Annotated in this window: 11 protein-coding genes; 5 read left to right on the top strand and 6 right to left on the bottom strand. The window is 69.2% G+C overall.

Annotation, left to right across the window (positions count from 1 at the left end; genetic code table 11):
* Positions 1 to 6: 6 nt before the first annotated feature.
* The gene (locus tag ASD34_RS14630; RefSeq protein WP_056578668.1) at positions 7 to 1,434 is read right to left on the bottom strand and encodes a short-chain fatty acyl-CoA regulator family protein; all 1,428 of its coding nucleotides are present in this window, start codon (positions 1,432 to 1,434) and stop codon (positions 7 to 9) included.
* A gap of 120 nt (positions 1,435 to 1,554) precedes the next feature.
* Between ASD34_RS14630 and ASD34_RS14625 the strand changes: the two genes are divergently transcribed.
* The 5 genes from ASD34_RS14625 to ASD34_RS14605 all read left to right on the top strand — a co-directional run bounded on the left by ASD34_RS14625 (position 1,555) and on the right by ASD34_RS14605 (position 7,864).
* A complete protein-coding gene (locus ASD34_RS14625) occupies positions 1,555 to 1,965 on the top strand; it encodes an acyl-CoA thioesterase (RefSeq protein ID WP_056578665.1) in 411 nt (136 codons plus the stop codon).
* Positions 1,962 to 3,119 (top strand): 2-methylcitrate synthase, encoded by a 1,158-nt coding sequence (prpC, locus tag ASD34_RS14620; protein WP_056578662.1) that lies wholly within the window; start codon positions 1,962 to 1,964, stop codon positions 3,117 to 3,119. The genes ASD34_RS14625 and prpC overlap by 4 nt, the downstream gene beginning before the upstream one ends.
* Positions 3,120 to 3,180: 61 nt before the next feature.
* Complete coding sequence (gene acnD / locus ASD34_RS14615) at positions 3,181 to 5,775, top strand: Fe/S-dependent 2-methylisocitrate dehydratase AcnD (protein WP_056582364.1); 2,595 nt, start codon at positions 3,181 to 3,183, stop codon at positions 5,773 to 5,775.
* A gap of 2 nt (positions 5,776 to 5,777) precedes the next feature.
* Positions 5,778 to 6,971, top strand: coding sequence for a 2-methylaconitate cis-trans isomerase PrpF (prpF, locus tag ASD34_RS14610; RefSeq protein WP_056578659.1), 1,194 nt, complete (start codon positions 5,778 to 5,780; stop codon positions 6,969 to 6,971).
* Between the two features lie 29 nt (positions 6,972 to 7,000).
* Positions 7,001 to 7,864: an isocitrate lyase/PEP mutase family protein gene (locus ASD34_RS14605; RefSeq protein WP_056578656.1), complete on the top strand. Its 864-nt coding sequence runs from the start codon at positions 7,001 to 7,003 to the stop codon at positions 7,862 to 7,864.
* Between the two features lie 6 nt (positions 7,865 to 7,870).
* Here the strand turns inward: ASD34_RS14605 and ASD34_RS14600 are convergent, their stop codons facing one another.
* Genes ASD34_RS14600 through flhB form a run of 5 tightly spaced genes read right to left on the bottom strand, consistent with a single transcriptional unit; the run spans position 7,871 to position 15,019 of the window.
* Positions 7,871 to 8,605, bottom strand: a complete 735-nt coding sequence (locus ASD34_RS14600) for an RNA polymerase sigma factor FliA (RefSeq protein WP_056578653.1) — start codon at positions 8,603 to 8,605, stop codon at positions 7,871 to 7,873.
* A 24-nt stretch (positions 8,606 to 8,629) separates the two neighbouring features.
* Entirely contained in the window at positions 8,630 to 9,433 is an 804-nt protein-coding gene (locus ASD34_RS14595) for a MinD/ParA family protein (protein WP_056578651.1), read from the bottom strand.
* A 5-nt stretch (positions 9,434 to 9,438) separates the two neighbouring features.
* A complete protein-coding gene (gene flhF / locus ASD34_RS14590) occupies positions 9,439 to 11,772 on the bottom strand; it encodes a flagellar biosynthesis protein FlhF (protein ID WP_056578648.1) in 2,334 nt (777 codons plus the stop codon).
* Positions 11,769 to 13,880 carry a flagellar biosynthesis protein FlhA gene (gene flhA / locus ASD34_RS14585; protein ID WP_056578645.1) on the bottom strand — a complete coding sequence of 704 codons (2,112 nt, stop codon included), beginning with the start codon at positions 13,878 to 13,880 and terminating at the stop codon, positions 11,769 to 11,771. Before flhA ends, flhF begins: the two co-directional genes overlap by 4 nt.
* Entirely contained in the window at positions 13,877 to 15,019 is a 1,143-nt protein-coding gene (gene flhB, locus ASD34_RS14580) for a flagellar biosynthesis protein FlhB (protein ID WP_056578642.1), read from the bottom strand. The genes flhA and flhB overlap by 4 nt, the downstream gene beginning before the upstream one ends.
* Positions 15,020 to 15,122: the final 103 nt, after the last annotated feature.

Here is a 15,122-nt window from a genome sequence, read left to right as displayed (position 1 = left end):
ACCGCCCTACGCACCGGCCACCGCATAGGGCGTGAACCTGCTTTCGTTCTCGTTCACATCCAGCGGCCGCCCGATGAACGGGAACGCGCGCTGCGGGCAGGCCACGCGCTCGCACACCTTGCAGCCCATGCCGATGGGCGTGGGCACGTCGGGGTCCTTCAGGTCCAGGCCCTTGGCGTAGACCAGGCGCGGGGCGTGGCGGATATCGCAGCCCAGGCCGATCGAGAAGGTCTTGCTCGGTGAACCGAAGCCGCGCTGGCCGTGCGACACGGTGCGCGCGATCCACAGGTAGGCGCGGCCATCAGGCATGCGCGCGAGTTGCGGCAGCACGCGCCCGGGCTGCGCGAAGGCCTCGTACACGTTCCACAGCGGGCACGTGCCACCGGTCTTGGAGAAGTGGAAGTGCGTGGCCGACTGCCGCTTGGAGATGTTGCCGGCCCGGTCCACGCGGATGAAGAAGAAGGGCACGCCCGACGCGCCCGGGCGCTGCATGCTGCTCAGGCGGTGGCACACGGTCTCGAAGCCGACACCGAATTGGCGTGCGAGCAGGTCGATGTCGTAGCGCAGCGCTTCGGCCGCCTGCAGAAACGGGCCATAAGGCAGCAGCACGGCGGCCGCAAAGTAGTTGGCCAGCCCGATGCGCGCGAGCGCGTGGGCCGGCGCGTCGCCGAAATCGGCCTGCACGACCAGCGATTCGATGAGCGCGGCCTGCTCCAGCAGCGCCAGCTGCGTGGCCAGCTGGAAGGCCTGCTGGCCCGGCTCCAGACCGACCGACAGGCGCAGCACGCGGCGGGCCGGGTCGTAGCGGCGCTGGCTGTCGAGCGCGCCCTCCCCTTCGTCGCCCGGCACCACGCGCACGCCGTGGGACGAAAGAAGCCGCTGCTGGAGCCATTCGGCGAGCGGTCCGCCGTGCGCACGGGCCTCGGCGGCGAGCGATTCGGCGGCGGTGTCGAGCGGATCGAAATGGTTCTGGTGGGCAAAGAAGAAATCGCGCACCACCTCGAAGGGCATCGGCCGGCTGCGCGAGATGTCACCGCGCCCATCGCCGAGTTCGGCGGCCATGAACTCCAGCCGCTCCTGCGCCTCCTGGTGGCGGCGGTGCAAGGCCAGCAGCGCGCGCGCCACGGCCGGCATCTGCGACGCCACCTCGCGCAGCTCGGGCAGCGCGACGGCCTCGCCGCCGGGGTTGTCCGCCAGCGCCTCGCGCATGCTGGCCACGAGCCGCGCTTCTTCGTCGTCGGAGAACTGCTGCACATCGACGCCGAGCGTCTTGCTGATGCGCAACAGCACCGCCACGGTGAGCGGGCGCTGGTTCTGCTCGATCTGGTTCAGGTAGCTCGGCGACAGGCCCAGCATCTGGGCCAGCGCTACCTGCGTGAGGCCGCGTTCGGCGCGCAGCGTGCGCAGGCGCACGCCCATGAAGGTCTTGCTCATCGGGTCACCTCGTGGGTCTTTGTGAAATTCGCAATATTTGCAAAATCAGCCATCTTCGTTCGCAATGATTCGCCAATTCAGGCCTTCATTATGGGCATTCGATTGCGTAAATTGCGAAGCATGACCCACCGATCCGCCGCCATCGAGCTGACCGACATCGTGTTCCCCGCGCATGCCAACCACTACGGCACGCTGTTCGGCGGCAACGCCCTGCTGCTGATGTCGAAGGCCGCGTTCCTCGCCGCGCGCGCGTTCGCGAAGTCCGACGTCGTCATGGCCCGCCTGGGCGACGCGCAGTTTCTGGCGCCGGTGCCCGTCGGCCATGTGCTGCGCCTTCGGGCCTGGGTGACGCGCGCCGGGCGCAGCTCGCTCACGGTCTGCGTCACCGGCGCAGCCGAGGCGCCCGACGGCGAGCCTCGCCCTTCACTGAAGGGCCTGTTCGAGATGGTGGCCGTCGATGGCAGCGGCCGTCCGGCACGCCTGCGCAACGCCTGCCTGCACCCCGTGCCCACAGACAAGGAACCCGCATGAACGACATCGCCACCCCCACCGGCTTCAAGCCGAAGAAATCCGTCGCCCTGTCGGGTGTCACCGCGGGCAACACGGCGCTGTGCACCGTCGGCCGCACCGGCAACGACCTGCACTACCGCGGCTACGACATCCTGGACATCGCCGAGGTCTGCGAGTTCGAGGAAATCGCGCACCTGCTGGTGCACGGCAAGCTGCCCACGTCCGCCGAGCTGCGCGCCTACAAGGCCAGGTTCAAGGCCATGCGCGGCCTGCCCGCGAGCCTGAAGGAGGCGCTGGAGCAACTGCCCGCCAGCGCGCACCCGATGGACGTGATGCGCACCGGTGTCTCGTCACTGGGCTGCCTGCTGCCCGAGAAGGAAGACCACAACCTGCCTGGTGCGCGCGACATCGCCGATCGCCTGATGGCCTCGCTCGGATCGATGCTGCTGTACTGGTACCACTGGTCCACGCAAGGCCGGCGCATCGAGGTCGAGACCGACGACGACTCGATCGGCGCGCACTTCCTGCACCTGCTGCACGGGCGCAAGCCCAGTGCGCAGTGGGAGCGCGCCATGCACACCTCGCTCAATCTCTACGCCGAGCACGAGTTCAACGCCTCGACCTTCACGGCGCGCGTGGTCGCGGGCACGGGCTCGGACGTGTACTCGGCCATCACCGGCGCCATCGGCGCGCTGCGCGGCCCCAAGCACGGCGGTGCGAACGAGGTGGCATTCGAGATCCAGAAACGCTACGACGCACCCGACGAGGCCGAGGCCGACATCCGCCGCCGCGTCGCCGCCAAGGAAGTGGTGATCGGCTTCGGCCACCCCGTCTACACCGTGAGCGACCCGCGCAACGTGGTCATCAAGGGCGTGGCGCGCACGCTGTCGCAGGAGGCCGGCTCGACCAAGATGTTCGACATTGCCGAGCGGCTCGAAGCCGTGATGTGGGACGTGAAGCAGATGTTCCCCAACCTCGACTGGTTCAGCGCCGTGAGCTACCACATGATGGGCGTGCCCACGGCCATGTTCACGCCGCTGTTCGTCATTGCGCGCACCTCCGGCTGGGCGGCGCACATCATCGAGCAGCGCCTCGACAACAAGATCATCCGGCCGAGCGCCAACTACACGGGCCCCGAAGACCTGAAGTTCGCGCCGATCCAGGATCGAAAGTAAAAATCCAGGAAGAAGAAAAAGCGCCCGTGCCTGCACGCGGGTGCCGAGCGACAAGCGCCCCATGAACACCGACTACCGCAAGAACCTTCCCGGCACCGCGCTGGATTATTTCGATGCGCGCGAAGCCGTCGAAGCCATCCAGGCCGGCGCCTGGGCCACGATGCCCTACACCGCGCGCGTGCATGCCGAGAACCTCGTGCGCCGCTGCGACCCGGCGATCCTCGTGCAAAGCCTCACGCAGCTCGCACTGCGCCGGCGCGCGCATGACTTTCCGTGGTTCCCCGCGCGCGTGGTCTGCCACGACATCCTCGGCCAGACCGCGCTGGTCGACTTGGCCGGCCTGCGCGATGCCATCGCCGAACAGGGCGGCGACCCCTCGCAGGTCAACCCCGTGGTGCCTGTGCAGCTCATCGTCGACCATTCGCTGGCGGTGGAGTGTGGCGGCTTCGACCCCGATGCCTTCGCGAAGAACCGTGCCATCGAGGACCGGCGCAACGAAGACCGCTTTCACTTCATCGAATGGACGAAGCGGGCCTTCCGCAACATGGAGGTGATCCCGCCGGGCAACGGGATCATGCATCAGATCAACCTGGAGCGGATGTCGCCTGTCGTGCATGCACAGGACGGCGTGGCCTACCCCGACACGCTGGTGGGCACCGACAGCCACACGCCGCACGTCGATGCGCTGGGCGTGGTCGCCGTCGGCGTGGGCGGGCTCGAGGCCGAGAACGTGATGCTCGGGCGCGCCTCGTGGATGCGCCTGCCCGACATCGTCGGCGTGCGGCTCGCGGGCCGGCCGAAACCAGGCATCACGGCCACCGACATCGTGCTGGCGCTCACCGAGTTCCTGCGCGCGGTGAAGGTTGTGGGCGCGTACCTCGAATTCCACGGCGAAGGCGCGGCCAGCCTCACGCTGGGCGACCGCGCGACCATCTCCAACATGGCGCCGGAATACGGCGCCACCGCCGCGATGTTCGCCATCGACACGCAGACGCTCGACTACCTGCGCCTCACGGGCCGCGCCGACGAGCAGGTGCGCCTCGTCGAGATCTACGCAAAGCAGGCAGGCCTGTGGGCCGACACGCTGAGCGAGGTCGAATACGAGCGCGTGCTGCACTTCGATTTGTCGACGGTCGTGCGTAACATGGCCGGCCCCTCGAACCCGCATGCGCGCGTGGCCACCGCCGACCTCGCGGCGCGCGGCATCGCCGCCGCGTGGAACGACGTGCCCGGCCGCATGCCCGACGGCGCGGTGATCATCGCGGCCATTACCAGCTGCACCAACACCAGCAACCCGCGCAACGTGATCGCTGCAGGCCTGCTCGCGCGCAATGCCAACCGCGTGGGCCTGTCGCGCAAGCCGTGGGTCAAGACCTCGCTGGCGCCGGGCTCCAAGGCCGTGACGCTCTACCTGCAAGAGGCCGGCCTGATGCGCGAGCTAGAACAGCTCGGCTTCGGTGTGGTCGCCTATGCCTGCACCTCGTGCAACGGCATGTCGGGCGCGCTCGATCCGGCCATCCAGCAGGAGATCGTCGATCGCGACCTGTATGCCACGGCCGTGCTCTCGGGCAACCGCAACTTCGACGGGCGCATCCACCCGTATGCGAAGCAGGCCTTCCTGGCTTCACCGCCGCTGGTGGTGGCCTACGCCATCGCGGGCACGGTGCGCTTCGACATCGAGAAGGACGTGCTCACCGTGGTCGATGGCAAGGAGATCCGCCTGAAGGACCTCTGGCCCAGCGACGAAGAGATCGACGCCATCGTGAAGGCCAGCGTGAAGCCCGCGCACTTCCGGCAGGTGTACGAACCGATGTTCGCGATCCAGCCCGACACCGGCGAGAAGGTCGCGCCGCTGTATGAATGGCGCCCCACCTCCACCTACATCCGCCGCCCACCCTACTGGGAAGGCGCTCTGGCAGGCGAGCGCACGCTGAAGGGCATGCGCCCGCTGGCGATCCTGCCGGACAACATCACGACCGACCACCTGTCGCCGTCGAACGCGATCCTGCTCGACAGCGCCGCCGGCCAGTACCTGCACCGCATGGGCCTGCCCGAGGAAGACTTCAACTCGTACGCCACCCACCGCGGCGACCACCTCACAGCGCAGCGCGCCACCTTCGCCAACCCCACGCTGAAGAACGAGATGGTGCGCAAGGCCGACGGCACGGTGCGCGCCGGATCGCTCGCGCGTGTGGAGCCCGAGGGCGAGGTGATGCGCATGTGGGAAGCCATCGAGACCTACATGCGTCGCAAGCAGCCGCTGATCATCGTGGCCGGCGCCGACTACGGCCAGGGCTCGTCGCGCGACTGGGCCGCCAAGGGCGTGCGGCTGGCCGGCGTGGAAGCGATCGCGGCCGAAGGCTTCGAGCGCATCCACCGCACCAACCTGATCGGCATGGGCGTGCTGCCGCTCGAATTCAAGCCCGGCACGAACCGCCTCACGCTGGGCCTGGACGGCACCGAGACCTACGATGTGACCGGCGCGCGCACCCCGCGCGCCGACCTCACGCTGGTCGTGCGCCGCCGCAACGGCGAACGGCTCGACGTGCCCATGACCTGCCGCCTCGACACCGCCGAGGAGGTCTCCATCTACGAAGCCGGCGGGGTGCTGCAGCGGTTTGCGCAGGACTTCCTCGCCGCCACGAAAGCCGACTGACGATGCCGCACCTTCCGCAGATCAAGATCCCCGCCACCTGCATGCGCGGCGGCACCAGCAAGGGCGTGTTCTTCCGCCTGCAGGACCTGCCCGAGGCCGCGCAGATGCCGGGCAAGGCGCGCGATGCGCTGCTGCTGCGCATGATCGGCAGCCCCGACCCCTATGGCAAGCAGATCGACGGCATGGGCGCCGCCACGTCGAGCACCAGCAAGGCCGTGATCGTGTCGAAGAGCGAACGGCCCGGCCACGACGTGGACTACCTGTTCGGCCAGGTGTCGATCGACCAGCCCTTCGTGGACTGGAGCGGCAACTGCGGCAACCTCTCGGCCGCTGTCGGCCCGTTCGCGATCAGCAACGGCTTCGTCGATGCCGACCGTGTGCCGCGCGACGGCGTGGCCGTCGTGCGCATCTGGCAGGCCAACATCGGCAAGACCATCGTCGCGCACGTGCCGATGACCGGTGGCGCGGTGCAGGAGACCGGCGACTTCGAACTCGACGGCGTGACCTTTCCCGCGGCCGAGGTGCAGCTCGAATTCATGGACCCCGCCGCCGAGGAAGAAGACGGCGCGGGCGGCGCGATGTTCCAGACCGGCAACCTCATCGACGACCTGGAGGTGCCTGGCCTCGGCACGCTGCAGGCCACGATGATCAACGCCGGCATCCCCACCGTCTTCGTGAACGCCGAGGCGCTCGGCTACACGGGCACCGAGCTGCAGGACGCGGTCAACGGCGATGCCGCCGCGCTCGCTCGCTTCGAGGCCATCCGCGCGCACGGCGCGCTGCGCATGGGCCTCATCCGCACGCTCGACGAAGCGGCCAGCCGCCAGCACACGCCCAAGGTCGCCTTCGTGGCGAAGCCCGCGGGCTACACCGCATCGAGCGGAAAGGCCGTGGCGGCCGGCGACATCGACCTGCTTGTGCGCGCACTGTCGATGGGCAAGCTGCACCACGCCATGATGGGCACGGCGGCCGTGGCCATTGGCACGGCCGCCGCCATTCCCGGCACGCTCGTGAACCTCGCGGCCGGCGGCGGCGCGCGCGAGGCCGTGCGCTTCGGCCACCCCTCGGGCACCTTGCGTGTGGGCGCGCAGGCTCAGCAGGCCGAGGGCGAATGGCAGGTGACCAAAGCTGTCATGAGCCGCAGCGCGCGCGTCCTCATGGAAGGCTGGGTCCGTGTGCCCGGCGACACCCTTTGAGCTTTCAGATTCATTCACAGGAAATTCCGATGTCCACCCGCAAGACCCTCCGTTCCCTGGCCGAAGCCCGCCGCGGCGTGCTGGTGCCGGGCGCCTTCAACGCGCTGTCGGCGAGCGTCATCGAAGACCTGGGCTTCGAGGCCATCTACATCACCGGCGCGGGCGTCACCAACATGTGGTTCGGCCTGCCCGACCAGGGCTTCATGGGCCTGCACGAGATCGCCGACCACACGGCGCGCATCCGCGACGCGGTGAACCTGCCGCTGATCGTCGATGCCGACACCGGCTTCGGCAACGCGCTGAACGTGCGCCACACGGTGCGCGTGCTGGAGCGCGCGGGCGCCGACTGCATCCAGTTCGAGGACCAGGTCGCGCCCAAGCGCTGCGGCCATTTCTCGGGCAAGGAGGTGATCTCCACCGAGGAAGCCGTCAACAAGATCAAGGCCGCCGTCGATGCCCGCACCGACCCCGACCTGCTCATCATGGCCCGCACCGACGCGGCGGCCACGCTGGGCTTCGAGGCCGCGATCGAGCGCGCGCAGAAGTTCAGCGAGGCCGGTGCCGACATCCTGTTCGTCGAAGCCGTCACCACGGCCGACGAAATCCGCGCGCTGCCGCAGCGGCTGGCAAAGCCTCAGCTCATGAACATGGTGATCGGCGGCAAGACGCCGATCTTCGGCGCCGAGGAACTCGGCGGCCTGGGCTACGGCATCGTGCTGTACGCCAACGCCGCCTTGCAGGGCGCGCTGGCGGGCATGCAGAAGGCGCTCACGGTGCTGCGCGACACGCGGCGCATGGACGAAGACCCATCGCTGGTCGCGCCCTTCGCCGAGCGGCAGCGGCTGGTGCGCAAGCCCGAGCTCGATGCGCTCGACGCGCGCTACGCCAATTGACTTTTTCTACAACGCGTCTTTCAGCTTCGCACGCAGCCGGCTCACTGCCTGCCCGTGCAGCTGGCAGACGCGCGACTGGCTCACTTCGAGCACCGCGCCGATCTCGCGCAGGTTCAGCTCTTCCTCGTAGTAAAGCTTGAGCAGCAACTGGTCGCGCTCGGGCAGCGCGCCGATGGCGTCCACCAGCTGGTGGCGAAAGCCGCTCTCCAGCAGGCGCGCCAGCGGGTCGTCGAGTTCGCCGCGCCCCTTGCGCGCCTCCTGCGCATGCAGGTCGAGAAAGGGGTTGTCGGGGTCGCCCTTGGCGAAGTCTTCCACGTACAGCAGCTGGCAGCCCTGGATGTCCTGCAGCATCGACTGGTAGGTTTCCAGGTCGACCTTCAGCTCCTTCGCGATCTCGCCTTCGGTAGGCGCGCGGCCCAGCCGGTGGCCCAGCGCCTGGATCGCTTTCTCGATGCCGCGCGCCGACTGGCGCAGCCCGCGCGAACCCCAGTCACTGGCGCGCAGCTCGTCGAGCATGGCGCCGCGGATGCGCTGGCTGACGAAGGTCTCGAACTGCGCGCCGCGGTGGTCCTGGTAGCGGCTCGACGCATCGAGCAGGCCGAGCATGCCGGCCTGGATCAGGTCGTCCAGCTCCACGCTGGCCGGCAGCCGCGCCATCATCTGCAGCGCGATGCGGCGCACCAGCGGCTGGTGCTGTTCCAGCAGATGCGATTTCTCGATGGTGCCCTGTGCGGTGTACACGGCCGTGCGTTCCGTGGTCGTCTCTCAGGCCGCGAGCGCCTGTGGAAACACAGCGGGCCGCGCCGGCGTGCGCCAGGTCCCGCGGCCCATCTCGTCGGCGATGGCGCGGAAATCGACCGCCGCCGCGCTGGCCGGAAAGGCCTCGACCACGGTCTGGCGCAGCCGCGCCGCATCCGCGAGCCGAGGGTCGGTGCGCACCCAGCCCACGGGCAACAGCGACAGCGCGAGGTAGCGGCTGGCGGCCTGCGCGAGGTTGTGCATGACCTGCTGCGCGGTGCCCGCATCGGCCACGCCGTTGAGCAGGAAGCGCAGCTGCTTCAGCGCATGCGCACGGTGCAGGCGCTTGATGCCCGCGTAGGCCGAGGTGATGGCCGCCGGGTGCGGCTGCAGCACCAGCAGCAGTTCGTCGGCGCTTTCCGCCAACGACGACAGGCGGCCTTCGTCGTCGAAAGCCGCATCGACGAGCACGATGCCGCGCGGCCACAGCGTGCGCGGGTCGATGCTCGCGCCGGGCGATGCGGGCAGCACCTGCACGCCGCACACGGCGCTCGCAGCGACCTGGTCGATGCGCAACCGCCGCCCCGCCACATCGGCCAGCGTGCCGCGTGGGCCGAGCGCCCACACATCGCACACCGAGCGCACGGTCGGGTGATGTTCATCGAGCAACAGCACGTCCTTGCCCTGCTGCGCCAGGGCTGCGCCCAGACTCATCGCGGCCGTGGTCGCACCCGCGCCGGGGCCCATGCCCACCACGGCGACGACGCGCACCGGCGCCTGCCCGAGCAGCCGCCGCAGCCCGTCGGCCTGGTCCGTGACCCGTGCACTCATGCGACTCAGCCCCGCTCCAGCGCGCACGGTGCCTGCGCGGGCACGGCCGACTCGGTGCCCAGCGCATCGAGCAGCAGGAAGAGCTTGCCCACGCCCGCATACAGCGCGCCGCCGGTCATCGCACGGCCGGCGCGCGGGGTGCGGCCCGTGAGCCGGCCCAGCAGCTGGCGCGTGCGGTCGGCCCACTCGCCCTCGGCCTGCAGCAGGCGCCACACGGTGGTCGTGACCTGACCGGCGACGAGCAGGCGTTTCATCATGTCCGGATCGCCGGGCTCGCCCATGCCGCCCACGAGCTGCACGCCGTCGCGCAGCAGGCGGAAGCACGGCTCGGCGTCGGCGGCCCAGCCCTGCCATTGCGCGAGCTGCGGTGCGCTCACTTCATCGCCCAGGTTGGTGAGCACGCAGGTGTGCGACAGCAGTTTGCGGCTGCGCGCGTCGACCACGCGCACGGCCACCCAGCGCAGCGTGGGCAGGGTGTCGCGGTCCATGGCGGTACGTGGCAGCACCTCGATCTGCGCTTCGCATTGCAGCGCGGCTTTGCCACGATAGCGCACGGGCCGCTCGGTCGTGTCGTCGAACGCGAAAGCCAGGCGCGCGAGCGTGGTCGCGGCGCCGGTGCGCACGTCGGTCACGGCCGTGCTGCCGGGCGCGCGCGCCAGCCACTGCGTGCCTCCGGCCTGCCACGCCAGCATCTGTTCGACAGCAGGCGGCTTGCCCAGCACGTGCACGAGGCGCTTGCCGAAATCCTGTTGCTGCAGCCACTGCGCCTGACGCTGGCCCGGTGCGGCCGCCTGGCGCGCCGCAGCGGTCGAAAGCCACTGGTTCGGTGCCGCCAGCGGCAGGCCGTTGCGGTCCGACAGCAGCAGGCTGCCGTGGCACACGTAGGCGTCACCGCTGTCTGTCGCGCGCAGGCCCACCTGCCCGGCCAGCGCGAGCACATGGGTGCCGCATCCCGCAGCCACCTCGCCACGCGCAAGCGCCGACAGCTCGTGCAGCACGGCCTTGGCATCGATGGCCTCGTCACCGGCCTGACGCCACAGCGTGCGCGCACCGTCGAAACCGATGTGCGCACCCGCCAGTGCGCCGGCCGTCGTCGCCAGCTCCTGCGCGTCGTGCGCCATCGCACGGATCAGGCTCTGGTAGCGCAGCCGCAGGCGATCGGTCTCGCCCTGCGCCTGCGGCGAAGGCGCGGCCTCGTCGGGCAGGTCGGCTTCGGCCGGCACGAAGAGCGGGCTGTGCTGGCGCGGCTGGAACACGCTGTCGATCAGCTGCGCGCGGTCGGCGCGCACCAGGTTCTCGGGCACCTTCTGGCCGCCCGAGATGTAGTGCACCGGCAGGCGGTGGCGGATCACGGTGTCGATCAGCGCGCCCGGGTGCGTGGCCTCGTCAACCTTGGTGAAGATGCAGCCCGCCAGCGCACGGCCCTGGCGGTAGGCGTGCACCACCTCGTTGAGCGTGTCGCCGTGGCTGGTGGCGTTGAGCAGCAGCAGCCGCTTCACCGGCCGCTGGCTGCTGCCGAGCATGGCGATCTGCTCGGGCACGGCGCGGTCGCGCTGGCTCATGCCGACGGTGTCGATGAGCACCATGTGGCGATCGCGCAGGTCGTGCAACACCAGCTGCAGGTCGGCCGCGTCCTTCACGGCATGCACCGGCACATTGAGGATCTGGCCGTAGATGCGCAGCTGCTCGTAGGCGCCGATGCGGTAGCTGTCGGTGGTGACAAGCGCGAGCTTGTCGGCGCCGAAGCGCATCACGCAGCGTGCGGCCAGCTTGGCGGTGGTGGTGGTCTTGCCCACGCCGGTCGGGCCCATCAAGGCATAGACGCCGCCCTGCGCGAACAGCGCGTCTTCATCCTCATGCACCGGCACCGCGCGCACGAGTTCGGAACGCACGAAAGCCATGCCATCGGCGTAGCTCTGGCCCGTGGGCAGCTTCTCGAGCATGGCCTTCGACAGGCGCGCGCTGAAGCCGGCGCCGAGCAGCGTGCGCAGCAGGCGACCGCGCACCGGGTCGCGGCGCTGGCTGTCGCTCCAGACCACGCTGGCGAGCTGTTCCTCGATCATGCCGCGCATCGAATGGAGTTCGCTGAGCACGGTGGGGTCGGCGGGTGCGGGAGCGGTCGCGATCGGCACTGCAGGCACCGCGGCCTGCACTGTTTGCTGCACATCGCCCTCGGCCATGGCGACGATCTCGACGCCTTGCGCGGTGGCGCGGTGGGTGAGCACGATGGCCTCGGCGCCGAGCGCTTCGCGCACCAGGCGCAGGGCCTCGCGGCCGGTGGCCGCGACGAACTTGCGCGCGGTGGTGCGCACATCGCGCACGTCTGTCTGGGAATTCAAACGGCTCGTCCTCCAATGGCGGCGGTGATCTTGATGGTCCGGGCGTCAGGAATCTCGGCATGCGAGAGCACCTTGAGCTGCGGCAGGCTGCGCCGCAAAAAGCGCGACAGCAGCACGCGCAGCGCGTGCTGCACGACCAGCACCGGCGCCAGCCCCATCTGCTCCTGCCGCACGATGGCGGCCTGCGCCTGCTTGAGCAGGTTGTCGGCGATGCCCGGCTCGATGCCGCTGCTGCTGTTCAGGGCCTGCTGCAGCACGCTGTCGAGCGAGCCGTCCAGGCCGATCACCTGCATCTCCTCGTCGCCCGGGAACAGCTGCTGCGTGATGGCGCGGCCCAGCGCCAGGCGCGTGAGCGTGGTGAGCTCAGTCGGGTCTTTCACCGTGGGCGCGTGCTCGGCCATCACGTCGAGGATGGTGCGCATGTCGCGGATCGGCACTTCTTCGTCGAGCAGGTTCTGCAGCACCTTGTGCAGCGTGCTCAGCGACAGCACCTTGGGCACCAGGTCTTCGGTGAGCTTGGGCGCGGTCTTGGCGATCTGGTCGAGCAGCTGCTGCACCTCCTGGCGGCCCAGCAGCTCGGCCGCGTGGGTGTGGATCAGGTGGTTCAGGTGCGTGGCCATCACGGTGCAGGCATCGACCACGGTGTAGCCGTACACCTGCGCCTGCTGGCGCAGGCTGGCGTCGATCCAGGTGGCCTCCAGGCCGAAGGCCGGGTCGCGCGTAGGCGTGCCAGCGAGCGTGCCCGTCACCTGCCCGGGGTTGATCGCCATCCACTGGTTGGGGAAAGCTTCGCCGCGGCCGATCTCCACGTCCTTCAGGCTGATGACGTAGGCGTTGGGCTTGATCTCCAGGTTGTCGCGGATGTGGACCACCGGCACCAGGAAGCCCAGCTCCTGCGCGATCTTCTTGCGGATGCTCTTGATGCGGCCCAGCAGCTCGCCCTGCTGCGACTGGTCCACCAGCGGAATCAGCCGGTAGCCGACCTGCATGCCCAGCGGGTCGACCATCGCCACGTCGTCCCAGGTGGCTTCGGCCTGCTCGGCCGCGGCCGGAACGCCCGCCGTGCCCTGCGCGGCGGCAGCAGCTGCAGCCTGCTTGGCGGCCTCCTGCGGCTTGCGCTGCACCAGCCGCTTGCCGAGCCACACGAGACCGCCCGCGATCAGCAGGAAGGCCAGGTTCGGCATGCCCGGGATCATGCCCAGCAGGCCGACGATGCCGGCCGTGAGGAACAGCACCTGCGGGTTGGAAAAGAGCTGGCCCGTGAGCTGGCTGCCGACGTCTTCGTCGGTGGTCACGCGCGACACGATCACGCCGGCGGCCGTGGAGATCACCAGCGCCGGAATCTGCGCCACCAGGCCGTCGCCGATGGCCAGCAGCGTGTAGGTCTTGCCGGCGGTCGAGAAGTCGAGCCCGTGCTGCACCATGCCGACCACCAGCCCGCCGATGATGTTGATGACCATGATGAGCAGGCCCGCGATGGCATCGCCGCGCACGAACTTGCTGGCGCCGTCCATCGAGCCGTAGAAGTCGGCCTCCTGCGCCACCTCGGCGCGGCGCTTGCGGGCGATCTCTTCGCCGATCAGGCCGGCGTTGAGGTCGGCGTCGATCGCCATCTGCTTGCCCGGCATCGCGTCGAGCATGAAGCGCGCGCCCACCTCGGCGATGCGGCCCGCGCCCTTGGTGATCACCATGAAGTTGATGAGCACGAGGATGATGAACACCATCACGCCCACCGCAAAGTTGCCGCCCACGAGGAAGTGGCCGAAGGCCTCGATCACCTTGCCGGCCGCGTCGGGCCCGGTGTGGCCGTGCATCAGCACCACGCGCGTCGATGCCACGTTGAGCGACAGGCGCAGCAGCGTCGAGAACAGCAGCACCGCCGGGAAGGCCGCGAAATCGAGCGCCTTCATGGTGTACATGCTCACCAGCAGCACCATCACCGACAGCGCGATGTTGAAGGTGAACAGCAGGTCGAGCAGGAACGGCGGCAGCGGCAGCACCATCATGCTCAGGATGAGGATGATGAGGATCGGGCCCGCCAGGCCCTTCACGTGCGAGCCGGAGAACATCCGCGCCGGCAGGCGCATCAGATCATTCAATGCGTTCATGCGGCGGCCGGCGAGTACTGCAGATCGGCCGGCACCGGCAGGTCTGTCGGCGTGCGCGGCGCCTCACCGCCTTCGCTGTTCCAGCGCTTGAGCTGGTACACCCACGCCAGCACCTCGGCCACCGCGGTGTACAGCCCCGCCGGAATTTCCTCGCCCAGCTTCGTGTGCCGGTAGAGCGCACGCGTGAGCGGCGGCGCTTCGAGGATCGCGACCTTGTGTTCCTTCGCCAGTTCGCGGATGCGCGCGGCCACCAGCTCGGTGCCCTTGGCGACCACGCGCGGCGCACGCATGTCGCTGTCCAGATACTGCAGCGCGACGGCGAAGTGCGTCGGGTTGGTCAGCACGATGTCGGCCTTGGGCACCTCGGCCATCATGCGGCGGCGTGCCATCTGCTGCTGTTGCCGACGGATCTGTGCCTTGATATGCGGATCGCCTTCGCTTTCCTTGTGCTCCTGGCGCACGTCCTCGTGCGACATGCGCAGCTTGCGGTAGTAGTTCCAGAGCTGGAAGGGCACGTCGACGAGCGCGACGAGAAAGAGCGTGGCGGCGATGAGCGCGCAGTACCTGGCCACCAGCACGAGCGCGTGCGGCAGCGCCTCGTGCGCGGGCTGCGACATGAGCGCCATCACGGCCTCGATGTCGTCCACGATGACCCACCACGCCACGCCGCCGATGAGTGCCGACTTGGCGAGCGCCTTCACGAGTTCGGCCAGCGCCTGCGCCGAGAACATGCGGCCGATGCCGGCCAGTGGATTGAGTTTTCCGAAGTTCGGTGCCACGGCCTTGCCCGAGAACATCCAGCCGCCGAGCATCAGCGGCGCGGCCACCGCGGCCACGACCATCATGGCGAACAGGGGCCCGATGGCAACGAGCGCCTGCAGCACCATGAGCCCGCTCTGCGAAAGCATGTGCGCGGGGTCGAAGGCGCTGGCGCGTTCGAACTGCAGGCCGCGTCGCAGCGCGCCGCTCAGGCTCGCGCCGAGCGACTCCGCCGCGAACCACAGCCCGGCGCTCGCGGTGGCGAGCATGACGAAGGTGGTGAGCTCGCGCGAACGGGCCACGTTGCCTTCCTCGCGCGCCTTCTCCAGGCGCCGCTCGGAGGCGGGTTCCGTTTTCTCGAGATCGCTTTCCTCAGCCATTCATGCTCCGAACCAGCAGGGACGACGCACGCCCTGCCCTTGACCAAATTATTGGATTCGGTCGTTCGAAACAATTTGTCGATCAGGGCGGGTATCGCCCTGC

Origin of the sequence: Variovorax sp. Root473 (assembly GCF_001426505.1) — a bacterium.
GTDB lineage: Bacteria > Pseudomonadota > Gammaproteobacteria > Burkholderiales > Burkholderiaceae_C > Variovorax.
This window is presented reverse-complemented; position numbering and strand designations above follow the sequence as displayed.

Coding starts and splice junctions, on each gene's coding strand:
- ASD34_RS14630 (WP_056578668.1), bottom strand. CDS start 1,434: ATGAGCAAGACCTTCATGGGCGTGCGCCTGCGCACGCTGCGCGCCGAA.
- ASD34_RS14625 (WP_056578665.1), top strand. CDS start 1,555: ATGACCCACCGATCCGCCGCCATCGAGCTGACCGACATCGTGTTCCCC.
- prpC (WP_056578662.1), top strand. CDS start 1,962: ATGAACGACATCGCCACCCCCACCGGCTTCAAGCCGAAGAAATCCGTC.
- acnD (WP_056582364.1), top strand. CDS start 3,181: ATGAACACCGACTACCGCAAGAACCTTCCCGGCACCGCGCTGGATTAT.
- prpF (WP_056578659.1), top strand. CDS start 5,778: ATGCCGCACCTTCCGCAGATCAAGATCCCCGCCACCTGCATGCGCGGC.
- ASD34_RS14605 (WP_056578656.1), top strand. CDS start 7,001: ATGTCCACCCGCAAGACCCTCCGTTCCCTGGCCGAAGCCCGCCGCGGC.
- ASD34_RS14595 (WP_056578651.1), bottom strand. CDS start 9,433: ATGAGTGCACGGGTCACGGACCAGGCCGACGGGCTGCGGCGGCTGCTC.
- flhA (WP_056578645.1), bottom strand. CDS start 13,880: ATGAACGCATTGAATGATCTGATGCGCCTGCCGGCGCGGATGTTCTCC.
- flhB (WP_056578642.1), bottom strand. CDS start 15,019: ATGGCTGAGGAAAGCGATCTCGAGAAAACGGAACCCGCCTCCGAGCGG.